General features: G+C 40.0%; 23 protein-coding genes. 8 read left to right on the forward strand and 15 right to left on the reverse strand.

Features of this window, described 5'->3' with window-relative positions; all coding sequences use genetic code 11:
• Nucleotides 1-26 precede the first annotated feature (26 nt).
• The gene (locus tag G327_RS24665; RefSeq protein WP_019615217.1) at nt 27-1,280 is read right to left on the reverse strand and encodes a hypothetical protein; all 1,254 of its coding nucleotides are present in this window, start codon (nt 1,278-1,280) and stop codon (nt 27-29) included.
• Between the two features lie 359 nt (nt 1,281-1,639).
• Here G327_RS24665 and G327_RS26095 point away from each other — a divergent pair, with 359 nt between their 5' ends.
• From G327_RS26095 to G327_RS0113010, 4 genes are all read left to right on the forward strand, one after another.
• Nucleotides 1,640-3,775 carry a YcaO-like family protein gene (locus G327_RS26095; protein ID WP_019615218.1) on the forward strand — a complete coding sequence of 712 codons (2,136 nt, stop codon included), beginning with the start codon at nt 1,640-1,642 and terminating at the stop codon, nt 3,773-3,775.
• A 334-nt stretch (nt 3,776-4,109) separates the two neighbouring features.
• On the forward strand, nt 4,110-5,936 hold the full coding sequence (gene asnB, locus G327_RS0113000) for an asparagine synthase (glutamine-hydrolyzing) (protein WP_019615219.1): 1,827 nt from the start codon (nt 4,110-4,112) through the stop codon (nt 5,934-5,936).
• A 415-nt stretch (nt 5,937-6,351) separates the two neighbouring features.
• Entirely contained in the window at nt 6,352-6,900 is a 549-nt protein-coding gene (locus tag G327_RS24675; protein ID WP_019615220.1) for a GGDEF domain-containing protein, read from the forward strand.
• Between the two features lie 130 nt (nt 6,901-7,030).
• Nucleotides 7,031-7,975, forward strand: a complete 945-nt coding sequence (locus G327_RS0113010) for an FHA domain-containing protein (protein ID WP_019615221.1) — start codon at nt 7,031-7,033, stop codon at nt 7,973-7,975.
• A gap of 361 nt (nt 7,976-8,336) precedes the next feature.
• Here G327_RS0113010 and ylqF read toward each other — a convergent pair whose 3' ends face one another.
• Nucleotides 8,337-9,266: a ribosome biogenesis GTPase YlqF gene (ylqF, locus tag G327_RS0113015; protein WP_019615222.1), complete on the reverse strand. Its 930-nt coding sequence runs from the start codon at nt 9,264-9,266 to the stop codon at nt 8,337-8,339.
• A gap of 143 nt (nt 9,267-9,409) precedes the next feature.
• Between ylqF and G327_RS0113020 the strand changes: the two genes are divergently transcribed.
• Nucleotides 9,410-9,742 (forward strand): YajD family HNH nuclease, encoded by a 333-nt coding sequence (locus tag G327_RS0113020; protein WP_019615223.1) that lies wholly within the window; start codon nt 9,410-9,412, stop codon nt 9,740-9,742.
• Between the two features lie 53 nt (nt 9,743-9,795).
• Here G327_RS0113020 and G327_RS26100 read toward each other — a convergent pair whose 3' ends face one another.
• Complete coding sequence (locus tag G327_RS26100) at nt 9,796-10,170, reverse strand: DUF2799 domain-containing protein (protein ID WP_019615224.1); 375 nt, start codon at nt 10,168-10,170, stop codon at nt 9,796-9,798.
• 58 nt (nt 10,171-10,228) lie between these two features.
• Nucleotides 10,229-11,098, reverse strand: coding sequence for a flagellar protein MotY (locus G327_RS0113030; RefSeq protein WP_019615225.1), 870 nt, complete (start codon nt 11,096-11,098; stop codon nt 10,229-10,231).
• Between the two features lie 165 nt (nt 11,099-11,263).
• On the opposite strand from G327_RS0113030, the gene rnt reads away from it, so the two are divergent.
• Nucleotides 11,264-11,878, forward strand: coding sequence for a ribonuclease T (gene rnt, locus G327_RS0113035; protein WP_019615226.1), 615 nt, complete (start codon nt 11,264-11,266; stop codon nt 11,876-11,878).
• A gap of 80 nt (nt 11,879-11,958) precedes the next feature.
• Here rnt and grxD read toward each other — a convergent pair whose 3' ends face one another.
• The gene (gene grxD, locus G327_RS0113040; RefSeq protein WP_019615227.1) at nt 11,959-12,297 is read right to left on the reverse strand and encodes a Grx4 family monothiol glutaredoxin; all 339 of its coding nucleotides are present in this window, start codon (nt 12,295-12,297) and stop codon (nt 11,959-11,961) included.
• 222 nt (nt 12,298-12,519) lie between these two features.
• Here grxD and G327_RS0113045 point away from each other — a divergent pair, with 222 nt between their 5' ends.
• Entirely contained in the window at nt 12,520-13,101 is a 582-nt protein-coding gene (locus G327_RS0113045) for a Fe-Mn family superoxide dismutase (RefSeq protein ID WP_019615228.1), read from the forward strand.
• 57 nt (nt 13,102-13,158) lie between these two features.
• On the opposite strand, the gene G327_RS0113050 is transcribed toward G327_RS0113045, so the two are convergent.
• Entirely contained in the window at nt 13,159-13,782 is a 624-nt protein-coding gene (locus G327_RS0113050; RefSeq protein WP_019615229.1) for an AhpA/YtjB family protein, read from the reverse strand.
• 150 nt (nt 13,783-13,932) lie between these two features.
• On the opposite strand from G327_RS0113050, the gene serB reads away from it, so the two are divergent.
• Entirely contained in the window at nt 13,933-14,976 is a 1,044-nt protein-coding gene (gene serB, locus G327_RS24685) for a phosphoserine phosphatase SerB (RefSeq protein ID WP_019615230.1), read from the forward strand.
• Nucleotides 14,977-15,013: 37 nt separating this feature from the next.
• On the opposite strand, the gene G327_RS0113060 is transcribed toward serB, so the two are convergent.
• From G327_RS0113060 to cysK, 9 genes are all read right to left on the reverse strand, one after another.
• Nucleotides 15,014-17,353, reverse strand: a complete 2,340-nt coding sequence (locus G327_RS0113060) for a PilZ domain-containing protein (protein ID WP_019615231.1) — start codon at nt 17,351-17,353, stop codon at nt 15,014-15,016.
• A gap of 389 nt (nt 17,354-17,742) precedes the next feature.
• A complete protein-coding gene (locus G327_RS0113065; protein ID WP_019615232.1) occupies nt 17,743-18,120 on the reverse strand; it encodes a PilZ domain-containing protein in 378 nt (125 codons plus the stop codon).
• A 24-nt stretch (nt 18,121-18,144) separates the two neighbouring features.
• The gene (locus tag G327_RS0113070) at nt 18,145-18,816 is read right to left on the reverse strand and encodes a M15 family metallopeptidase (protein ID WP_019615233.1); all 672 of its coding nucleotides are present in this window, start codon (nt 18,814-18,816) and stop codon (nt 18,145-18,147) included.
• A complete protein-coding gene (dapE, locus tag G327_RS0113075) occupies nt 18,810-19,946 on the reverse strand; it encodes a succinyl-diaminopimelate desuccinylase (RefSeq protein ID WP_019615234.1) in 1,137 nt (378 codons plus the stop codon). The genes G327_RS0113070 and dapE overlap by 7 nt, the downstream gene beginning before the upstream one ends.
• Nucleotides 19,947-19,955: 9 nt before the next feature.
• Nucleotides 19,956-20,306: an ArsC family reductase gene (locus G327_RS0113080; protein WP_019615235.1), complete on the reverse strand. Its 351-nt coding sequence runs from the start codon at nt 20,304-20,306 to the stop codon at nt 19,956-19,958.
• Between the two features lie 118 nt (nt 20,307-20,424).
• Nucleotides 20,425-20,934 (reverse strand): PTS glucose transporter subunit IIA, encoded by a 510-nt coding sequence (crr, locus tag G327_RS0113085; RefSeq protein ID WP_019615236.1) that lies wholly within the window; start codon nt 20,932-20,934, stop codon nt 20,425-20,427.
• An 81-nt stretch (nt 20,935-21,015) separates the two neighbouring features.
• Complete coding sequence (ptsI, locus tag G327_RS0113090) at nt 21,016-22,737, reverse strand: phosphoenolpyruvate-protein phosphotransferase PtsI (protein WP_019615237.1); 1,722 nt, start codon at nt 22,735-22,737, stop codon at nt 21,016-21,018.
• A 49-nt stretch (nt 22,738-22,786) separates the two neighbouring features.
• Nucleotides 22,787-23,044 carry an HPr family phosphocarrier protein gene (locus tag G327_RS0113095; RefSeq protein ID WP_019615238.1) on the reverse strand — a complete coding sequence of 86 codons (258 nt, stop codon included), beginning with the start codon at nt 23,042-23,044 and terminating at the stop codon, nt 22,787-22,789.
• A gap of 432 nt (nt 23,045-23,476) precedes the next feature.
• A complete protein-coding gene (gene cysK, locus G327_RS0113100; protein ID WP_019615239.1) occupies nt 23,477-24,442 on the reverse strand; it encodes a cysteine synthase A in 966 nt (321 codons plus the stop codon).
• Nucleotides 24,443-24,594: the final 152 nt, after the last annotated feature.

Genomic DNA, 24,594 nt, shown 5'->3' on the forward strand with positions numbered 1-24,594 from the left:
AATAAAGGGACTTTTGTCCCTTTATTTTATTCAAAAACAGATCTTAAATTTTCAATTTGAGTTATTTCCGGATCAAAAGGATAAAGCCTGATTTTTCCTTCATGTTTATCATCTAATGCTTGTAGGCATTTCAGCACAAAGAACTTTTCATTGTTTATCTCTTCTATGGATAAAATCTCAACACGCATGTTGTTATTCATAAATGTCGGCCCTCTAACTGCACGGGCAATACTGGTCGCTTTTTTTCGCGCCTCCTGAAATACTGCAACAGTTTTTGCAAGTGGAATCTGGAAACAGCCGTTAGGATCTGTGTCTGCCTCTACAAACATGTGGTAGGGAAACATGCCTAACTGTACCTGCGTATCCCATAACTCAGTCCAGTCCTGTGCGCTGTCATTAATGTTTTTCACTATCGGAGCCTGACAGCGAATAACGGCACCGGTTTCCTGGATTCGTCTGATAGCTTCTTTTACCACATCGGTCTGCAGTTCATTAACATGGGTTATATGTGCCATGATAGCGACATGTTTGCCTTGTGTTTTCAGATATCTAAAATAATCAAGCAGCTCATCCGCATCTTTATCCGTGGTAAAACGGAAAGGCCAGTAAGTAAGCGATTTGGTGATAAAGCGGATCACGTCCAGGCTTTCTACATTAATCAGCGGATCAGTAAATTTTTTGACTTGTGAAGTGGTCATAACCAGCGGGTCTGCACCGGTCATAAAGATATCTTTAATGTGCGGATTATCGCGCAGAAAAGCAATCGGTGTTGCCGGATCTGAATAACTGGTTTCTGGAAGAAATTTGCCGCGGGTATGATGGATCCATCTGAAACAATAATTGCACACTGCATGGCATGTTTTTACTGCCGGTGCCGGGAAAAGGTACAGGTTGGTTGGAAAAGTATGGTAGAGACCAGGAATAATATCACCGTTACATTTAGGGATTCTATCTTCATCAAGAGCAACTGCAGGCCAGATTTTCTGCTGAACCATGTTGGATACCATATCCATCTCTAATGCACTTGCACCGTCCTTAATCATTCCTGATAATGTTTTAAAATCAAATGCACTTATCATATCTTTACGTGGAAATATAAGCTGGTATATGGGATCGTCAGGCAGGTTTTCCCAGTTAATTAAATGCTCCGCTACATAGTTATTTATTTTAAACGGCAATACCTTAGTTAATACATCAAACTCGTTGCGCAGCGTTTCTGACATATTCAGATAATAGGGTGTTTTTTTGAAAGAGATTTGAGAGTAAGCTTGATATTTCAAATTTGACCTGCTTAATAAGTTAAGATTTGTTTGACGTTAACATAGCAATATCAGCCATTCAAGCCGCTGAACAGGAAATATGCGGATAGTAACGGATTTTACGTTTTAGCTGTTTTTATGTGTAAATTCAAACACAAGGCAACGGGCTGCTGATACATACCCGTTAGACCTTCACTTTCACGGCTAGAGCCTGTTCACCTCACGACTTGCTGATTTTTTGCATCTTGAATGATAACGGGTATAAGTCTCATTGTTTAAAACTTTATTGTGCTGGCGGTTGTTTTTGTCCGTTGAACAGTAAATAGTAGTTTAAACACAGTTGATAAATAAAAAATCAAAATATATAGATAGGTATTAATGTGAACGAAATTTTAAGCTGGCATCCTAAATTTAATGTGTATTGTTTAGATAACCTGGATCTTTTATTAATTAGTGAGTCCGATAGTTTTTCTCTGCCTCATACAAACTTCGCACTGTTCAGTAAGTTCGACGGTGTAAAAACCGTTGATGAAATTATCGCAGAAACACCCTTAGCTATGCATGAAACTGCGGATTTTCTCTATCAGATAGACAACTTTAAAAAACAACAGCTGCTTGTCGATAAAAACTATGCACAATCTGCCGCTTATATTAATTATTACACCAATAACAGCACTCTTATTGCTCAAGAAAAAAGTTACTCGCTGTTAAATCTTTGCGCGTTAAGCAGTGAGAGTTTGGAGCCGTGGGCGACTTTGACTGCTCAATTGAATCTGCCGGAAAAATTTAATTCATCATTGTGTTTTATACTGACTGACAGCTTCCTTAATCCGGAAATTATTAACCAGTTACCTGAATGTGAACATATTTGCTTAATTAAAGTCTGCGGTGAGAAGATCTGGTTAGGACCGCTTTTATCCGCAGTGAATGCTGCTGAATATTTAACTGCGCTGCAGTCACGTCTGAAGCATAATAATCCGACGCTGACTTTAGCAGAGTCGCTGTTTCCTGAGCAGAGCCTGTGCATTCCCTATTGCGAACAAGATAGACTGTCTGATGCCCAGCTGCTGCACATTACTAATGAATTAAGTAAGCAGCTAAACGGCCGGCAGGATCAGATTGTAATTATTTCGCCGGCAGCACAGCGGGTGGAATATCACCCTGTCTGCTTAGCTGATAATCATCAACAGGCTTTTTCTGAGCAGGTTAACTCAGCCGTTAAACTGCAGAACTGCCCGGTTAATTTCAATATTGACGGCGGCTCCCGTGCGGTTGCTCCTGAACAGACGGTAGCAAGTATTAAACCTTTTATCAGCCCGGTCACCGGCCTGATCACCCATATTCAGGTTTTAAAAGAGTGTAAAAATGACCCGGTAAAAATATATTCCACAGCATTTTTTAAAACACCTGCGCTTAAAGATTCATGGAAATTAGATCAAAGCAGTTTTGTACACAGCTGCATGGGTAAAGGTGTTTCTCATATGCAGTCGCAAGCTAGTGCTTTGTGTGAAGCCATTGAGCGTTATTCTTCACATTATCAGGGAGATGAACCGCTGCATCTTTCTGTAAAATCTAAGCTTGATAAACGTAATTATGATTTTCAGCAGCTGGTTCCCTACAGTCAGAAGCAATATAAGAATTTTACTGACCAGAATCATAGTGACTCATTATTAAAGCAGGCCGCCATACCTTATCAGGATCAGGCAGTGCACTGGCTGCCGACCTGGTCTCTTAGTGAACAGCAGCAGGTTTACCTGCCGTTGACCCATTGTCTGGCTAATATTCCCTTTAAAGATGATCAGTTCGCGCGCTGGCATTCGAACGGCTGTGCTGCTGGAAATACGTTAGAGGAAGCAGTCCTGCAGGCGCTGTTTGAATTGATTGAACGTGATGCTGTCGCTATCTGGTGGTATAACCGCACCCCGAGACCTGAGTTTAATATGGCGCTTATTGACCCGGAGCATTTTAGTTTATTGGATGCGACCTTATCAAAGGAGCATGATTTTTGGGTACTGGATTTAACCCATGATATTGAAGTCCCGGTGATGGTGGCTGTTGGACGTAATAAACAAACTCAAGGCTTAAGTTTTGGTTTTGGCTGCCATTTACAAAGTGAGCTGGCTGCACAGCGTGCACTGACTGAGTTATGTCAGCTTATTCCGATTCGTGATCAGAACGGTGCGCCTTTTGATTTTAATGCTGTTGTTGAACATCCGTTTCTATTTCCGGGAAATTTCCCGGCAGTAGAAGGTGACGATTTTAACGCTAGCGGTAATATAAAAACGGATATTGAAAATATTGTTAATAAATTAAAAGAGCTGGATTTAGAAACCTTAGTACTTAATTATTCCCGTGAGCCGTTACCGATTAAAGCAGCTAAAGTATTTGTGCCCGGGCTCTGTCATATCTGGCCGCAGCTGGCTAACCCGCGCTTATATCAGGCGCCGGTTGATTTAGGCTGGTTAGAAAGTGCCAATACTGAAGATACGATTAATCAGCAAGCTTTGTATATTTAGCGGGTAATTATACCCATGTTACTTCAAGATGCTTTGTCAGGCACTAGCTCGAATACCAGAGCAAGGAGTAACATGAGGCCTTTCGAGCGATTAACTCCGTTAATCCTCTATCGGCAGGTGTAAATGCAAGCATTTACACCTTGAATGGTAATCCCTTTTCGATTGCAACACAGGACTGGTTTTCGAGCTGGCGCCCCGTAGGGCAAGGCAAACTGCACCAATTTGCGTTGTTATAAAATCTCTATGTAGAATAACTATACTTCAATTTCATGCCTAGCATATCGGCACAGTTTGTCTTGCTGACTTTGCATCTTGAAGTATCATGGGTATATATATGTGCGGTATTATTTTTTATCATTCTGAGTTGAATCGATGTAACTGTGAAAAATTCAGCAGGGCGTTATTGTCGCTTAAGCACCGCGGTCCGGATAATGATGGTTTGTGGTTTTCAGAGAGTAAAAATCTGGCCATCGGCCACACTCGTTTAGAAATAAACGGCAGCAGCGATGCTTCACAGCCGATGCACAGTAGTGACGGCAGTATAGTGATTGCTGTTAATGGTGAGATATATAATAACCGCACAGATATTGAAAAACAGGGCATTACTTTCACTACTGAAAGTGACAGTGAGTTTTTACTGCATCAATTTATGCTTAAAGGCCCTGCCGGGCTGGCTGAGCTTGACGGTGAGTTTGCTTTTGTGGTGCATGATAAAAAGGCCGGGTGCTCCTATTTAGGACGAGACCGCTTTGGTATTAAACCATTATTTTACAGTTTTTCTAACGGTCAGCTGCTGGCCGCTTCGGAAATTAAGGCACTTTTAGAATATGGCGTAGAAGCTAAGTGGAATAAAAACTACCTGTCGGGTACAGAGTACTTTATTCATGATGCGCTCGAGACTTTTGTTGAGGGGGTGTACGCAATTCCGCCCGGTCATATCCTTAAGGTTTCAAACCGTGGTGTTGAATGTTTACCTTATATCACTAAATCACCGCTTAATCCGTCATTATTCGAAGCGCAGCCGATTTCATTTTCTTCGGCGTGCACTGAATTTGAAGATTTATTATTTAACGCGATTGATAAACGTTTAATAAAAAAATGCAGTAACCACACTTATTTAAGCAGCGGTATCGACTCTTCTGCGGTTACTGCGATGGCGGCTCGTTTAAGCGGCTCTATACACTCCTACAGTATAGGTTTTGAAAATCAGATCTTTGATGAAAGTAAACTGGCCTCGCAGTTCGCCCGGGAAATTGGTGTAACTCATGAGACAATAACAGTGACCGACCAGATACTTGCTGATAACTTCTGTAGTGCGGTCGTGCACAGTGAAATGCCGATACCGAATATTAATGTCGCGGCAAAATTTCACCTTAGTAAAGTATTATCACAGGCAGGGCATAAAACAGTATTAACCGGAGAAGGGGCTGATGAGTCTCTTCTCGGTTATGGTTTTTTCCGTCAGGATCTGACTCAGTCTTATGTTGATGTGGAGAAATTTCCATCGAGCTGGCAGCCTCATTTATTACAGGTGCAGAATAAGCTTGGTCTCATGCCTACTCAGGCCGTACATGCAACGCCAAATGGTTTGTTATTAACAAGCTTACGAAATAATGAACATCTGATTAGATCATCATTTGCTTCTTTTAGTAAATTTGAACGTACTGTTACCGAGCATCCAATTGAGCTTTCACAAAAACTCCATTATCAGTCAGTTTTTCAAACCTATAATTTAGGCGCGCTGGCAGATAGAACCGAAATGGCCCATGGCATAGAAGGGCGCCCGCCGTTTTTGGATAATAAGCTGGTGGAGTTTGTGCACAGTTTACCGCTGAGTTATAAGTTTGACGGGCAGGTGGATAAGCGCCTTTTACGCCAGGTGGCCGGAAAATTTATGCCTCAAAATTATACGCAGATAGAAAAAAAAGCTTTTATCAGTGCGCCTGCGAGTTTAAAGAGTCGAGGACCCTTAGCGTCATTATTTCAAACTCAGTTTTTAGATCTGAACTACCTTCCTGATTTTTACAATAAAGACAAAGTACGAAGCTTGTATTTACAAGCATTAACGATAAGCCCCGACAAACAAGCGTCTTTAGATCCTGTTTTTATGCATTTAAGCAGTCTAATGGTGCTGCAGGAACGATTTGGGTTAACTTTGTAAATCTGTAACCATTTAGAATACAAGTGTTTGTAATTTATTACATGTAATTACACCTGTTTGTTTCAGCTGCCGGGCTGAAATTAACAGGCTGGAAATTTGTTTGTAATAGATTTGTCATTGCAACGTCATAACATTTTTATATAACTTAATACAACTGTTTGATTCTAGAAAAACTTGCTCACAGCCCGGTAGGCATAATACTAATAAATGAGTATCGTCGCTGCCATATTATCAGCAAAACTAAATTTCTGTTATTCAGTCAAAATCCGCGTGTAATAAGGTGTAATAGTTTTTATCACCTCTTACAGCTAATCTATTTGGTAACAGTTTCCTTACTAGTTCAACGTTTTAATTAAGGTTTGAAAAGGTAAGGTGACGATCAAGGAGTTTGCTAAAACTTGAAAGCAGTTCCAGAGTGTTAAATTTTTTACTGAACCTGCCTTTCGATGATGTACTGGAGTATCAGAATATGGAAGACCTGAACTTACAAGATGATTTAACTGGACTTGATAATCGTAATCAGTTTTCGATATCGTTTAAAAATTCGGTTAAGAATAGTCAGATACAATGCAGAAGTTTCTCCTTATTAGTGCTCGAACTAGATGGATTTGAGGGGATTAACAAAAAATTTGGACGTCAGTCTGGTGATTTAGTATTAACCAGTTTTGCTAAAATTTTATCTAATTATATTCGCTATAGAGATCAGGTATTTCGTTATGGCGGAGATCAATTTACTATCATATTAAACGATGCAGTAATAGCTTCGGTTCCTCAGATTATCGAGCGTATTCAACAGGCAATATCAGAAAGTCCTTTGTTGTTGGAATTTAATATTTCATGCAATATCGGTAGTGCCAACTTTGAGAAAAATGATAATCTGGATACGTTATTTGAGCGGGCAGATCACGATCTATTTCGCGCTAAAAGCAGATCTCATTTCAAACTAGCAGCCTGCAGTGCGTAGTTTTATAGTAAAAAACGTTAATTGGTGAAAAATTAAGCACAAATTCGGCATTTGAGTGTAATAGAGTGTAATGGACTTTTATTATTATCTCTTTAGACTCTACTTAAAGGAATTTGGAGACCAAGCAGTTATGACAAAGATTATAAATACCGATACTGGGGAACAAGTTATTTTATTGATCCAGCATGTTTTTGGACGCCACCCTAGTACATCACACACAATACTAATCAACCCCGATGCATCACGCATGCATGCGACTATTTTCTGGGATGGTGAAGAGTGGCTGCTTCAGGATTCCAGCAGCAACGGTACTTATATAAACGGTCACGCGGTTGTTCGTGGTACTAAACAGCGTCTGCATAAAGGTGATCAAATCCATTTTGCCAGTCTGTTTGGTGATACCTGGAAGATGCTTGATGCTGCTCCACCGAAAAGTTTGTTAGTCCCGGTTACTGCTGGTTTAGGCACCATTGAATTAGATCATTTAGCGGTACTGCCGAGTGAAGAATCACCGGAAATTACCATGTATCAGTCTCCGAACGGTCACTGGGTTTGTGAAAGTCAATCGGGTATTTCTATATTAAAAACGGGAGATCTGGTCGGCTGTCATGATCAGACATGGCGTTTTATTGAAGCCCGCGCCAGTGAAGAAACCGTATTTATTGAGTCAAGCGAACTGTCAACGTCACCGCAGATTGGCATTTACTTTGATGTCAGCCAGAACGAAGAACATGTTTCTTTCAAATTGAGAATGGACGATCATGAGTATGATTTAGGACAGCGCAATCATCATTATTTACTGCAGCTTCTGGCTCGTAAACGTATTCATGATATGGAAACTGGAGTCAGCGAAACTGAACAGGGCTGGATAGATAAAGAAGAGTTAAGCAAGATGCTTGGACAGAATGAAAGTCATATTAATATTCAGGTTTATCGTTTCAGAAAGCAGGTTGTTAGTATTCTACCTAAGTCATTCAATTTGCCGCAGGCGATTGAGCGACGCAGTCGAGAAATTCGTTTTGCCTATGAGGATATTAAAATAACAGGCGGTTCACAAATGACGGATCTCGTCTAAAGTTACCCATTCGGTGCGTGAGAGTTTTTTAAATCGCTCGCGCATCGTTTTTTTTATTAGCAGCGGTGGTGTTGCCAGTTTATATTCACCGCCATAAAAGTTACCCATTCGATGCGCGATAGTTTATAAGCGCTCGCGCATCGTTTTTTTTATTTCAGTTATTAGCGGTGGTGTTCTCAGATTACATTAACCACCTTAAAAGTTACCCATTCGGTGCGCGATAGTTTATAAGCGCTCGCGCATCGTTTTTTTTATTTCAGTTATTAGCGGTGGTGTTCTCAGATTACATTAACCACCTTAAAAGTTACCCATTCGGTGCGCGAGGTTTATTAATTCTCGTGCACCGTTTTTTTTGTAAATACTATCTGCGTTTATGTTTACGCTTTCTTGATTTTTTCTTTTCAACTTTATTCTCTGCCTGCTCTGCCATAATTCTGGCAACCTCGACTTTTTCTACAGCTGCCATTTCAGGTGTTTCTACGCTCAACGAGCCAAGTGCGCCTGAGCGCAGTTCATTTAATAAAATTGTTGAGACCTTATAGATATCAAAGTGTCCGCCAGCTCGTAAACAGCCGCGGCGCAGGGCAATTGCTTCCATTAACTCATGATCGCTCTGCGGCAGCGTCTCCAGCTCATAACGCTCTTTTAAGCGTGCCGGGTAATTTTCTAAAAGGTATTCGGCTGCGTAATAGGCGATATCTTCATATTCGATGGCGGTATCTTTTATTGCTCCGGTGACGGCAAGGCGGTAACCTGAGTTGACGTTTTCAATTTTCGGCCATAAAAATCCGGGAGTATCCGTAAGCATAATGCCGCTTGGTAAACGGATTCGCTGCTGGTTTTTGGTTACCGCCGGTTCGTTACCTGTTTTAGCAATAATACGGTCCGCTAAGATATTGATAATAGTGGACTTACCCACATTAGGAATGCCCATGATCATCGCGCGGATCTGTTTGTCTTGGCTCAAACGATTAGGTAACATCTGCTCACAAAGTTTAGTGATTTGGTGTACTTGTTCTATCTTACTGGTTGTGATTGCAAGTGCTTTAATACCTTCTTCTTGCTCCATGTAAGTGATCCACTTCTCTGTGATCTCAGGATCGGCAAGGTCAGATTTATTTAACACTTTAATACAAGGCGTTTTTTCTCGGATTGAAGCAATGAGTGGGTTTTCACTGCTGTAAGGGATACGCGCATCTACCACTTCGATAATGATATCAACCTGTGGTAAGACCTCTTTAATCTCTTTGTGTGCCTTGTGCATATGCCCGGGAAACCATTGAATCGCCATATTTGAAATTACTCATTTATTAAAGAATCCGGCATTTTAACAGGGATTGTTATGCTTGTGGCACTATTTTAGTGTTTGCGGCTTCACTGTGTATCTTGTTCAAGTTAAAATAGATGTTTCTGTCATGCTAAAAGAAGAACAAGATGGCCTATATACCAAGTAATTATAAAAGTGTAGAAAGTGATTATCGCGATAAAGCGTTGAAATTATTCCCGTGGGTATGCGGTAAATGTGCGCGTGAATTTGTTTACTCTAATTTAAAAGAGTTAACGGTTCATCATATGGATCATGATCACAGTAATAACCCTGCTGACGGCAGTAACTGGGAGCTGTTATGTATCTATTGTCATGATCATGAGCATGATAAATACACGCAGGCAGATTTGTACGGTAGTACAGTTGAAGCGGGTGATGATGAGCAGGCAAGTGCTACTTATAATCCTTTTGCTGACTTAAAAAGTAAAATGAAAAAATAACTTCTACAAATAAAAGCTGATACTTATTATGAGTATCGGCTTCCATTGTTTTGTTAAAATATTGAGGCCGCCTGCGAGTGTCTGCCGCTCAGCCAGTCCTGATAAAAAGCCCAGCCGTGTGAGTATCGGTTGCAGGCGTATGGGTAGGGTTGCCTTTTTACACCGTATATATAAGCATTATTTGGCTGACAATAAAGACTTAATGCCTTTTCATAACTTCCCTGATAGGACTCATAATCAACAGTTCCGCTCGCAAATTTATCGCTTAACTTCTGCAGTGCGCTTAACGTTTTTTCATTTAAGCCGTTTTCTCCGTCATATTGACCGACTGCCTGCCAGTTATTACTGCTGATTGCATGCTGAACCTGCATTGTGGTGCAGGCGGATAAAGAAAGGGATAACATTAATAGGAAAGAATTTTTTAACATATCGCTGCCGGCCCGCTAGAGCTAATGATTTACTGCCTTAACTATAAATGAGCTGTCGCTAAATATCTTCTCTTTCAATAGAGATAACCACTCGGCGGTTCTGCATACGTCCTAAAATATCGCGATTATCTGCTACATGGTGTTTTTCACCAAAACCTGTCACTTTAATTTTCTCATCATTCAAGCCTAGCTGTGCCAGATACTCTTTTACAGAAGTCGCGCGCTGCTCTGATAATTCCTGATTGTGGTAACGGGCACCGTAACTGTCTGAATAACCTGAAACAAGAATAACGCTGATATTTTCATCATGCTTAATATAGTCGCCGATCATTTTCAAACGCTTCTTAGAAAAAGGAGTCAGTTTTATGCCGTTTTTGTTGTATTTAAGTATGCTGTAAGCGATATCATCAAAGTTATAAGGTAAAAGCTGGTCAATACAGTTATTAAAATCGTCATAACTCTTCAAGAAATTGATTGATGATAAACCGACGCTGGTGATCTGCTCATTGTTGTACCAGTCGTTGAAATAAAAAGTGGGGAACTGCCCAGACTCTAATTCATTGAGCATCTGCCATGCACTTTGGCGGGTAACATAACCGTCAAACTGTTGATAGAATTTGACTGTATCAATCTTTTCAGCCGGGCTTCCTGCCCGCCATTGTGGAGGTACAGACTTTAACGTAGCCATGCGTGTTTTCGGCATTGCTTTTTTACTATGCAGTATAAAATCCAGATTAACCTGTTTACTGGCTTTAGCCTCAAAGTGAGCTTGCCCGTAGCGGGGAATAGGATGCTCGAGAGTGCACTGAATAGGCGTAGAGCTGGATATATACCATAATGAGTTATCCATATTAGCCTGGTAGCTTTTATTCAGTGCATAAGCATTATTGAGACAGAACATCAGTGCAGTTAGGATTATTTTTTTCATAATTCAGCTCGTTAAATTAAGGCGTCCTATCTGATATCGGCCGCAGTTAAATAATCTTTAGTTTAAATTCAACTGTTTTATCTGTTTTCTGAACTTACTGCAGAGCTCGCATTTACAGTTGGCTTGGGTATAATCGCCATTCTTATTTTGACCTTAGAGTAAACTATGGAATATTTACTGGCTGCGCGTTTTCGTGGTTATTACCCTGTTATTATTGATATTGAAACTTCCGGCCTGAATTCTCAAACAGACGCGATGCTGGAAATAGCCGCTATCATGCCGGCAATGGATGAGCAGGGGTATTTGTATTGTGCTGAGAAGATTCATTTTCACGTACTGCCTTTTGAAGGTGCTAATTTAGATCCAAAAGCACTGGCATTTACAGGTATTGATCCTTTTAACCCGTTACGCGGGGCTGTTGACGAACGTGAAGCATTAACAGAAATCTTTAAATGTGTCCGTAAGCACCAGAAAAACAACGGCTGTAACCGCTCTATTCTGGTGGCGCATAATGCGGCGTTTGACCAGGGATTTATTAATCAGGCTACACAGCGCTGTAATTTAAAACGAGTGCCGTTCCATCCTTTTGCGAGTTTTGATACTGCCTGTATGGCTGGATTAACGTTAGGGCAGACAGTGCTTGCTAAAGCCTGTGAGCAGGCAAAAATACCCTATGATAATAATGAAGCCCATTCCGCTTTATACGATACTGAAGTGACAGCAGAGCTTTTCTTTTATATGGTTAACAAATGGAAAGCTTTGGGCGGCTGGCCTGTTTAGAAATGATTTGGTTATACAATAGAAATTAAAAAAGGGATACCGAAGTATCCCTTTTATATTTATAAGTGACTGAATATAAATTACTCTGCAGCTGCCGTCTCTGCTTTTGCAGCCGCTTGTTCAATGATAGGCTTTAATTCACCCTGTTGGAACATTTCTAAAATAATGTCACAACCGCCGATTAATTCTCCGTCAACCCATAACTGCGGGAATGTAGGCCAGTCAGCGTATTTTGGTAATTCAGCGCGGATATCCGGATTTTGTAAGATATCAACATATGCAAAAGGGTGGCCGCACTGCATTAATGCTTGTGATGCCTGTGATGAAAAACCACAGCTAGGTAGTTTTGGTGAGCCTTTCATGTACAGTAAAACTGCATTTTCGCTGATTTGGCTTTTGATTTTGTCTAAAGTTTCCATTGTATAATCCAGTTAGTATTTTAAATGATTGTACCCAAATTTAACCATTAAAAAAACGTTATAAATATTAGGGCTAATAAAAACAGCATACCACAAATAAACGTTGACATAGATCAATTTCTTACCGAGAATTAAATCACACAAATGCTTTATTAAACGGACAAATGACTATAAATTACTTTATAGTTATTAAGTAATTACATTCTATTGAGGATTAAAATCATGGCTTTTGAACTACCTGCTCTACCTTTTGCTAAAAATGCATTAGAACCTCATATTTCGGCTGAAACACTTGAATTTCATCACGGAAAGCATCACGCAACATATGTGCAGAAATTAAACGGTCTTGTTGAAGGGACTGAACTGGCATCTAAATCTTTAGAAGAGATTATTAAAACAACGCAAGGGCCGTTATTTAATAATGCAGCACAAATCTGGAACCATACCTTTTACTGGAACTGTCTGGCACCGAATGCCGGCGGCGATCCATCGGGGGCAATTGCTGATGCGATTACTAAAGATTTTGGCTCTTTTGCTGAGTTCCAAGCTGCCTGGAACGACAAAGCCGTTAATAACTTTGGGTCTTCCTGGACCTGGTTAGTGAAAAAAGCAGACGGTTCTTTAGATATTGTTAACACATCAAACGCGGCTACACCGCTAACAGATGAATCGGTTACTGTACTGCTAACGGTTGATTTATGGGAACACGCCTATTACATCGATTATCGTAATGTTCGTCCTAATTATTTAAACGGATTCTGGGCATTAGTTAACTGGGATTTTGTAAATAACAATTTCGCTTAAATTAGTTTGACTGCAAACTATAAAAAACCTTAATGGCGGCATTAAGGTTTTTTTATATCAGGCGTTAGGTTTATTACTGTCAATTAGTCTTGGAATCAGCGTTGCTAACCGGTAATAGGCCGCTTCTGCTCTTCTGAAAAAGAGCGCCATAATGATTGTACCTGCAGTAAAAGACAGGATTAATAATAACAGCATGGTCGAGAAGCCTTTTTCCTGGTAGTTATGAATTAAACTTAAAATATTCTCCTGCTCAAGAGATATTCGAATATAACCAATCTTTTTATCCTCATTATATAATTCTGCAATATACGGAATAACGCCTTCTGCACTGACGCCGTCTGAATCATTAATTTTTAACAGTACCTGCAGAGGCAGAGAGTTTTTTGACTGGTAAAGTATCTGCCCTAAATTATCATAAACGGTTGCATCGCGGACAATCGGGTCATTACTTAAATCATCAATAAGCAGCTGCAGATCTTTTATTTTATTTTGCGAAAGGTAACGGGTCGCTTCAGCCGCCGCTAAATTGGTTAAAGAATATGAAAATTTTTCTGTCTGCTGATAACGCATCTCATTTGAGGTGTTTTCAAGCATGGCAATCTGATAAAGGATGACAGCGCACACAATAATTAGGCCGCTAATTTGGCATGTACGCAAAAGATAATACATTTTCTTGTTCATTTATTCTTATTCCTTAAGAAGCCGCGGGTAAAACTTGCAATGCTAAAATGCAATAGTTATCGTGTGTGCGATTCATTTAATTCAAATACTCAAGTCTTATTAAACTCACCGTTAGGTGGGCAGGGTATCTATAAGCATAGGGATTGTACTGTGAAAACTAAAGAAATACTTCAAGTTCCTTTAAATTCTCAATCATTAATTCAATGGAGAGATTATTTAAAACAACAAGTTAGCGGATTAGAACATTTGTTTTACCAAAATGGGAAGTTAATTGAGCTGCCGGATTATGATTTTAATCAGCAGGCTGAACTGATTGTAATGGGGCGCTCATTCACCACTGAGCAGTTAAGTAACCTTTTGATATTACTGGTTAAAAATGGGGTTGATAGTGTTCGTCTGCATAAACCGGAACTAATTGAAAATGTAACTGTAATGCGTTTTGCATTAGGTGCTTATCCCGATTCTCTTAAAGTTGTTATTGATGCCTTCGCAAAACACAATCAGCTGGATTTTGCTTTGATGGCGTCTTTTCCTGACTGGAATCAGCCGGGTTTAGTTCTGATGGATATGGATTCAACAACCATTCAGATTGAATGTATCGATGAAATTGCTGAATTATTCGGTGTCGGAGAGCAGGTGTCTGCTGTTACTGCTCTGGCAATGCAGGGTAAGCTGGATTTCAATCAAAGTCTGCGTACCCGTGTCGGAAAATTAGAAAATGCGCCTGTTTCGATACTACAGGAAGTGGCTGACAATATGCCTTTGATGCCGGGCTTAGAAGCATTAATCGCGGGACTTAAAGCTGCCGGTTGGAAAGTTGCTATCGCCTCTGGTGGTTTTAACTATTTTGCCGACCGTCTGAAAGATGACCATGGGTTTGATGCTGCCGTTGCCAATACATTAGAAATATCTGACAGCCGTTTAACCGGAAAAGTAGTGGGGGAAATTGTTAATGCACAGGTTAAAGCGCGTACCTTAGGTGAGTTAGCTGAGTCTTATGGTATTCCGCTTTCACAAACGGCTGCTATTGGTGACGGTGCAAATGATCTGGTTATGATGGACGCCTCTGCGGTGGGGATCGCAATTCATGCTAAGCCTATTGTGCAGGAGAAAGCGCCTGTTTCGCTTAATCATTTAGATCTGCAGGGCGCTTTGTGTATTTTGAGTGCGTCAAGCTCGCTTAGATGGTTTTAAAAAGCAGTGTCTCGTATCTTAAGCACTTTATAAGTGCTTAAGTTGAATCTCCTTTAACAGCGTCTAATATATCTTTACTTCTGTCGAATATTTCGATCATGGCGTGAACCGCCGTTAACTCTTCCTCAAGTTTTTTGGTTAAGTGAATAGCGAACCGGGATATGGCGCGAATTTCAGGTTTAATGGTTGATAAATCAGGTTTATCTAATGCACTAAGCCGGTAATGCAGCGCGTAAAATGTCGATTCCTGCTCACTCTTAATTATAAAATCTCTTTTTTCCTGCTCAGATTTAAAGTCATTATCAAGTAAACTGTGTATCTGCCATTGTTTATCTACGGTCTGCACTGCGCGAACATAAATTAGCGCCTCTTTTGCCAGCGGTTCATTTTCCATATTTTTAAACGGCTCTGCTATCAGACGCTCGTAGAGTAAATTATTTGCCAGCGGGTAGTAATTTAGTTCAGCAGGATTATCACTGCACATGGAAAAAAGTTTGTGAAGAGGGTGATCGACGCTGTCTATGGCTGCAAATCTAATTTTAGGGCGTCCGCCTTCTTTACCGATAAAGAAAACACAATTAGTTAATGCTTCCTCTGAAATTTCGATTAAACGCTTGGATGCAGGCTGTTTAGGCGTTGTTAATGGTAAACACTTAAAGTGTTTGGCATTATTTTTTATTAATAACGAGAAAAAAGAGTTTGTCACTTTCAGGCTGTCTGTTTCGCAAACTTGTAAATGCCAGCTGTTATTTGGGCCTGCGCAGACCACCTGATAATGCAGATGATTTAATGCGAATTTCTTAGATATTCTTTGTAATTCCTTTAAATTGATAGTTACTTTGCTTCCAACTGCCATTGAAACAATTTTATCCAGCTGAATTCTCAGACCTGATAATGAGAAGTTTAGAATTTTTCCCTGGTAGTTCGTGCCTTTGTCATTTAGTACTAACTGACTTTCATAAAGATAACGTTCCTCTTTTCTTCTCTCGGTTGAAAACAGGGTGAATATATGTGCTTCGTTATCTTCATTCTGTATATGAACAAATTGGTTTAAGGTACTTAAGTCATATTTGTCAGTTGTGTCGTTGACCGGCTGCGGATATGCCTTAGTTAACGGCTCTAATATGGCAATATGGGTGACACGGTTAAACTCTGCAGGTACAGGTTCGGTTATGTCGTAACTGTTGTTCTGATTCTGCCGATACTGATATTCTCGCAGTGTCAGGTGATAAACTTTCCAGCTGCTTTTACTTTGTCCGTAGCTAATAAATAATTTCTTTAAATCCTTTTCTATCAACTCTTCTTCGGTTGCAGATAAAAAGTACTGTCTGCCGCCGCTAATATGGGTAAAACAGTAAAGTGTACTGGTCGGCTGCTGCATTTGTGCCAGCTGCTTAGTCAGGCGTAATTCATTAAATAATATCGGCAGCTGGCTGTTACCTTCACAGGTCCACTCATTAATTATTTTTTTATTGGATTTATTATTCAAAGTAAAGATAAAGGGACTGGAAGAGCGGCAGTCAAGGTAAACCGGTAATGAATTCATCTGTGCCAGGCAGCTGTGTTTTAAGGCATTGATTTTGGCAAGTTGATAATAATAGTACACATCAATTTTATACTTATGCTGATTCATACGGATGAATTCACGAATAAAATTGATGAACTGATCGTTGTCATCGGCAAGCATTAAATAAAAATAGTGAATATTATCGTTATGCTTCTGCTTGATTAACTGATAATTAATTCTTTTCTCAAGGTGTGTTTCGATGTATTCATTTTTCAGACCGGTAAAAATGACTTGTATATACTGATCGTTAAGCATATGAATATCTTCATGTAGTTTTACCTTTAAACCAGATGATGAGATATTAGAGGTTTGCGCGTTTAATATTGTGCCGTCTTCAAGAATAAGCTGTACATCAGAAACAAAAAACATACGCGGTGCACTGCGTTTGGTTTTCTGAGAAAGGCGCAGAAATTCACATTGCTCCTCTTTTACCGGTAATTCATTGTCTGAAAAGTGTTTTTCTGTTTGTTTCTGTTTCTGCTGCAGAAGGTAATAGTGAACATATTCATATACGCCGATAGTATAAAGGCCGTATAACTCAATTGTCTCCTGTAATACTTTAACAGTATCTTTGGTTAGATAATGCTTCAGACCGTCCTGCTGATGCAGCTGGCAGTCTTCAGTTACTTTATGTCGTAAATCAATAATTCGCTGACACGGCTGCGACAAACGGTTGAGTTCCATCTTGATCAGAAATTTATCACTGGTGCTTTCACCAAATAGGATTTTATTGAGTAGATCATTAAAATCGGGCGCATTCCGTAACGGAATAAGCTCTCTGATTTGTGACTGGTAATCTTTAAAATCCATATATTAGTTTTTCATCCGCGGTTCTTGTCTTTTATAGTAATTTTAATCACTTTATCTGCAGTTGCAGAGAATTGTTTAGCCTTTTGTCAGTAATCTGCGGTTGTAATGCTGATATTTAACTTCTAAGGCATGATCTGTTTAATAATAATTAATACACTGAGTAAAGCACAATATAGTAAAGGATTTCAATGCTTAAGAGTTATAAAGCATTAAGAGAATAACAATCTGCTCAAGTTTATTCAGTATTATAAGTAAGGCATTAACAGATATAGAAGGAGCGTTTCGGCACCTAATCAGTGCGTCTGCGATATGGTTTTCTATATGACCGTGTATTTTAACTGATAAGGCCACTGCTCATCAGTTAAAATACACTTAGATGTAAACTTTAATTAGTCTTCAATATTAACCAACTGCGAGATCTCTCGGTGCAGTAGATTTTCGTCCGCTAAGTTTAACTGCACCAGGCGTTTCAGATGGGAAATACTGTCTAAACTTAATGTTAAGAATTTGACTCCTAATAACCCCTCCTCATAGTGACAAATCACACCGCCTATTTCTAAGACTATGTCAGAGCCTTCAAGCTGCAGATTTAACTGTACCGGTACATTTTCTTTATTTGACCAGTCAGCCGGGCTGAGAACTAATGCCCCTTTTAAAGATATATCTAAAATTTCGGTCGACCAGGTTTCTGTTTCACCAGAAGAATCTTCGCTTATTGAACACTGTCCTGCAAAGGTGATTCGTGAAAATTTGCGTCTTTCTGACATGTTTTTTTCCCATCATGTTGTTAGTTACAATTGATTTATATTACATATGAATTGTTTATATATCATAGGTAGTTGTTGGCAAATTAGCGATTTCCCAAGCACATTATTATTGATAATTGTGTCTTCAATGAGGGCTAGATCTAATTGTTTAAGTGCTTTCTCTGCAATCGGATAATAACTTATATGCCAGGGCTCTACTGCAACACCACCTTGATAATTCTGATAAGGGCGGTAGAAACCGAATAAGTGCATATTGTCACTTAACCAGAGGCTTAACTCATGGAAATAACCATTCTGTTCATATTCACTGACGGTTAGCTGCAGACTCTGTTTTTGCGGTAATAAATCAGGATCATAGATATCAAAATCACTTCCCCAGTGATGACGGCTTGCACCTGGTAATGCAGACCAGTGCAGAATCGCCAGCAGCTTTTCTAATTCAGATAAAGTCTGCAGGTTCAATACTTGTTCGTTTCTATCTAAAACTGCTCTCTTACCTGAATATTTATTATTCCAGATAAACTGCTGCCGTTCAAAACTGCGAAATCCGCTGGCAATCTGCAGGTTAAAACCGGCTGATTTTGCCGCCTGCTGCAGAGCGCAGAAATCAGCCTCGGCATTTCGATGAATTAAAATCCCGTTACCGGTTTCAGTCAGGTGAGAGGTTACCTGACCGGTTAACTGCTGTGCTAACACGCTAATAACTTTTCCAGTGTCAGCTGATATATCTTAACTAACTCTTCTAAGTCATCAACCTTTACGCATTCATTGAGTTTATGAATGGTTTTATTACCCGGCCCCACTTCAACCACCTGTGCGCCGGTAGGTGCGATGAATCGAGCGTCTGATGTACCGCCGCTGGTAGATAGTTCGGTGGTTAAACCGTTTACCTCAAAAATAGCTTGAGCGACTGCATCAGTTAGAGTGCCGGGCTGGGTGATAAAAGGTGAACCGTTGTAAGTCCATTGAACATCAAAATTAAGTTCATGTTTATGTAAAATAGACTCCACCTGTGTGGTTATCTGCTCGGCGGTTAATTCGGTGGAATATCTGAAATTACATTGAATGAATGCTTCTCCCGGTACTACATTGCTCGCGCCGGTGCCGGAGTTAAAATTGGTGATCTGGAAACTCGTAGGCGGAAAATATTGATTGCCGCTATCCCATTGAGTATTCGCCAGTTCAGACAGTGCACAGGTGCAGCTGTGTATCGGGTTGTGAACCAGATGCGGGTAAGCGACATGACCCTGTGTCCCTTTGATTATCAGATCTGCGGTTAACGAACCTCTGCGGCCGTTTTTAATCGCGTCACCGACATGCTCTGTGCTTGAGGGCTCACCAACAATACAATAATCAATTTTTTCATCACGGGCTTCAAGGGTATCCACAACACGTGTCGTTCCATTGATAAACGGGCCTTCTTCATCGCTGGTGATTAACAGTGCGATTGAACCGTTATGATCTTGATGTGCTTCTATAAACTGCTCCAGTGCGACCATAAAAGCTGCAATACCGCTTTTCATATCAGCAGTGCCGCGGCCGTATAGAAATCCGTCAATTACCTGCGGCTCAAAGGGAGGGCATATCCATTTGTCTTCCGGTCCGGTTGGAACAACATCAGTATGGCCGGCGAAGCAGAATAATGGTTTTTCACTGCCGCGGCGTGCCCATAAGTTGGTGGTATCTTCAAATATCATGACTTCACATTCAAAGCCCAGCTTTTCAAGTTTTGAAATCAATAACGGCTGACAGCCGGCGTCTTCAGGGGTAATCGAACGGCGGCTTACTAAATCTTTGAGTAAAACCAAAACAGGACTGTCTGACATGGATCTTCCTTATACTGAAAATAGAGTCTGGTAGGTTTCAATCTTAAAACCAAGTTGATAATGGCTGTTATGAACAAGAAGAGGGCGCTTGATTAAAGTCGGAAGTTCAATAAACAGATCGCTCACTGTGCTTTCGCTGAGTGATGTTTTTTGTGCATCGCTGAGTTGTCGATAACTGGTACTGCGTTTGTTGACTAAATCAGACCAGGGTAGGTTTTTCAGAAATGCGTCGATAAGAGTTTTATCTAAGCCGTCTTTACGAAAGTCATGAAATGTATATGGGATGTTATTTTGTAAAAGCCATTTTTGCGCTTTTTTTACCGTATCACAGTTAGGGATGCCGTACAGAATTGTTGTCATGATTTACCCGCTGAAAATAAAATGATTGTAGCAGGGAATAAAAAGAAAAACAGCAGTGCTTAGCAGAAACAAAAAGAGCCGCATAAGCGACTCTTTTTAAAACATAAATAAGGTTTACTTATTTAATGATTTTAAGTACCGGGTCAGAAGCGACTGTAACAGCACCAGACATCTTCTGTAGTTCTTTAATCTCATCCATGTTTGAAATAACAACAGGTGTTAAGATTGATTTTGCTTTTTCTTTTAGGAACTCAAGATCAAATTCGATGATTGTATCACCCATTTTCACTTTCTGGCCTTCTTGTGCGATACGAGTGAAACCTTCGCCTTTAAGCTCAACGGTATCAATACCGAAGTGAACAAAAAGTTCGATACCAGTGTCAGACTCTAAAGAGAATGCATGGTTAGTTTCGAAGATTTTACCAATCTCCCCGTCACAAGGTGCAACCATTTTGTTGCCGGTTGGACGAATTGCGATACCGTCACCAACAATTTTTTCAGCGAATACAACATCCGGCACATCTTCAATTGCTACGATTTCACCTGAAAGCGGTGCAATAATGTCAATTGTGTCGTCTGTTTCTGTCGTGCCTGAAATTGCTTTTTTTAATGAATCGAAAAAACCCATAGGTTAACTCCAAATTGTTATTGATAGATATATAATATCAAACGGGCGTCTGCTTTACTGCATTATAACCCGTTTAAATAATTAGTTAATGCCTTTAGTCTTATTAAATTCGTTAACCAGGGCTTCGATTTCAGCTGCCGTTGCCATTGATAGTGCTTCATCAGCAAGGGCTTTAACATCAGAGAAATTCGTATTACGGATAATTTTCTTAACAGTAGGGATAGAGATAGCACTCATAGAGAACTCGTCAAGACCCATACCTAGAAGTAGTAACGTTGCACGTTCATCACCCGCTAACTCACCACACATACCCGTCCATTTACCAGCAGCATGAGAAGCATCGATGACTGTTTTGATGATGCTTAATACTGAAGGTGTCATCGGGTTGTAAAGATCTGAGATAAGTTCATTACCACGGTCTACAGCTAGTGTGTACTGCGTTAAATCGTTTGTACCGATACTGAAGAACTCAACTTCTTTAATCAGATGATGAGCGATAGCCGCTGCAGCTGGTGTTTCGATCATTACACCGATTTCAATTGCTTCATCAAAAGCGTGACCTTCACCAGTCAATTCTGCTTTTAGTACCGCAATAATTGATTTAAGTCGGCGAATTTCTTCAACAGAGATAATCATCGGGAACATGATACGGATTTTACCGAATGCAGAAGCACGTAATAAAGCACGTAACTGCGGGTTCATGATTTCCGGACGGTCGAAACAGATACGGATTGCACGCCAGCCTAGGAAAGGATTCATTTCAGTCGGCAGGTCAAGGTAAGGCAGATCTTTGTCACCACCAATATCCATAGTACGGATAATGCAGGCTTTACCTTCCATTGCTTCCACAACATCTTTATAAGCGATGAACTGTTCTTCTTCAGTCGGAAGCTGGTCACGGTCCATGAATAAGAATTCAGTACGGTATAAACCAACGCCTTCAGCACCGTTACGTTTAGCCCCGTCAGTATCTTTAACAGTACCGATGTTTGAGCAGACTTCAACGTGATGACCGTCAAGGGTCATTGCCGGAAGGTCTTTTAATTTAGCAAGCTCTTCTTTCTCAGCTAAGAAAGTCGCTTTAATTTGTTTAGCTTCAGCTAATTCAGCTGCACTTGGGTTAATGATGATTTTATTATTAAGCGCATCTAGAATGATGTTGTCACCATTTTTAACACGTTTAGTTATATCATTAGTACCTACGATGGCAGGGATTTCCAGTGAGCGGGCCATGATAGAAGTATGAGATGTACGACCACCGATATCGGTGATAAAACCAAGTACTTTATCAAGGTTAATCTGTGCTGTTTCTGAAGGTGTTAAATCGTTAGCAATTAATACAACTTCTTCAGCGATGTTGCTTAAGTTAACAATTTCAATGCCTAAAACATTTTTTAGTAAACGGCTTCCGATATCACGGAAATCAGAAGCACGCTCGCGTAAATAAGGATCGTCCAACTCCTGAAGCATATTTGCATTTTCTTCAACGATGTAGTTGATAGCAAAGTCTGCAGAACATTTGTTTTCTTTGATGTAAGCTACGATATCTTCTTCTAGCTCTTCATCTTCAAGGAGCATGATATGTCCTTCGAAGATAGCTTCTTTCTCTTCACCGAATGTTTCTAATGCTTTTTGTTTTACAACCTCAAGTTGAGCGGACGCTTTGCCACGCCCTTCTATGAAGCGAGCAATTTCCTTGTCGATGTCATCAACTTTACCCGTGTTTAGAGATATTTCATCTTCCTGCAGTAATAATGCTTTTGCGAACGTTATTCCAGGAGACGCTAGAATGCCAGATATCATATTCGATCCTTTAAGTACTGATTAAAAACTAAATAATACGTATTTTGAACTATACAAGCGTAGCCATAAGTTCTACTAGCGTATCAACTGCTTTTTGCTCATCAGCGCCTTCAGCTTTGATATTTACAGATGTACCTTGAGTTAAACCTAAAGTTTGCAGCTTAAACAGGCTTTTTGCACTTGCAGATTTACCACCGACTTCAACAGAGATGTCAGATGCAAAAGATTTAGCTTCTTTAACAAATTGTGCTGCTGGACGAGTATGTAGGCCGTTAGGCGCAGTGATAGTTACTGTTTTTTGATACATGGAAACACCTTCAATTTTGAGAAGTTTATGGGTATTTTTATTACTGTGGTTAAGAAATAAACCATAGCAACGTAATAACGAATAATTTTGTTTTGCGATTACAAAGTAACGAAAAAATGCTTATATGAGTTTGACGCAGGTCATGTTTTTTGCGACAACTCACATTTTGCCATACTTTTTTTGTCCTGTAAAAAAAGACTTTAAGCAGAACATATAACTACATTTAAATAAATGTGAATGAATAATCCTTAATTAGTGAGACTAGGTCAATGTATTTTTGCTTTAAAACATTAAAAAAAGGTAACGAAAGGTAAGAAAGGTAACAAAAAGTAACTAATAAGTCGTGAGGTTATCTTTTTAGTGTAGTTGAATGATTTTTAACAGGAAAAAAAAGGTGCTCCAGGCACCTTTTTTATCAGATTAAGACGTTAATCAGGCAAAATTTTCGCCTTCAAACACCCCTGCAAATAGTGCTGTTGAAAGGTAACGTTCCCCAGAGCTCGGCAGAATAACAACAATATTTTTATCTTTGTATTCAGGCTCTTCAGCTAAACGAGCTGCTGCAACAACGGCCGCGCCCGACGAAATACCAGCCAGAATACCTTCTTCTTCCATTAAGCGGCGTGCCATTTCAATGGCATCATCATTACTGACTAAAGCTGCACGGTCTACTAATGAGATATCTAAATTTTTCGGAATGAAACCTGCACCGATACCCTGAATCTTATGCGGGCCTGGTTTTATTTCTTCTCCTGCAAGAGTCTGCGTAATAACTGGAGAGTCTTCAGGCTCTACTGCCACACTTAAAATCGCTTTACCTTGAGTTTGTTTGATGTAACGGCTGACACCTGTGATTGTACCGCCGGTACCCACACCGGCTACGAATGCATCAATCTGGCCGTCGGTATCATTCCAGATTTCAGGGCCGGTTGTTTTCTCGTGAATTTCCGGATTGGCAGGGTTCTCAAACTGCTGTAGAAGCAGGTACTTATTCGGCTGTGCATCTGCTAATTCCTGTGCTTTATTGATCGCACCTTTCATACCTAATGCACCGTCGGTTAATACTAAGTTTGCACCCAGGGCTTTAAGCAGCTTACGACGTTCAACACTCATGGTATTAGGCATAGTCAGGGTGATTTTGTAACCGCGGGCAGCTGCAACAAATGCCAGCGCAATACCCGTATTACCGCTTGTTGGTTCAACCAGCTCTTTTTCTTTTGTAAGTGTACCTTTCTTTTCAGCGTCCCAGATCATATTTGCGCCGATGCGGCATTTAACACTAAAGCTTGGGTTACGGCTTTCCACTTTAGCGAATACATTACCGGTTGTTACGTTATTTAAACGAACAAGAGGAGTGTTACCAATAGTTTGTGAATTATCACTAAAAATTTTAGTCATCGTATTTCCTAACCTTTTGTATGTTATTGAAAGTTGTAGAACTAAGAATAGCTGAAGTAGAAATTAGAGGAAATAAAATTTTGTTATACTATATACCCGTTATCATTTTTAGGCGTTAAATACCTGCATTTATGACTACCGGAAGAGGATTA

It is taken from the genome of Psychromonas ossibalaenae ATCC BAA-1528 (assembly GCF_000381745.1).
In the GTDB taxonomy this organism is placed as follows: domain Bacteria; phylum Pseudomonadota; class Gammaproteobacteria; order Enterobacterales; family Psychromonadaceae; genus Psychromonas; species Psychromonas ossibalaenae.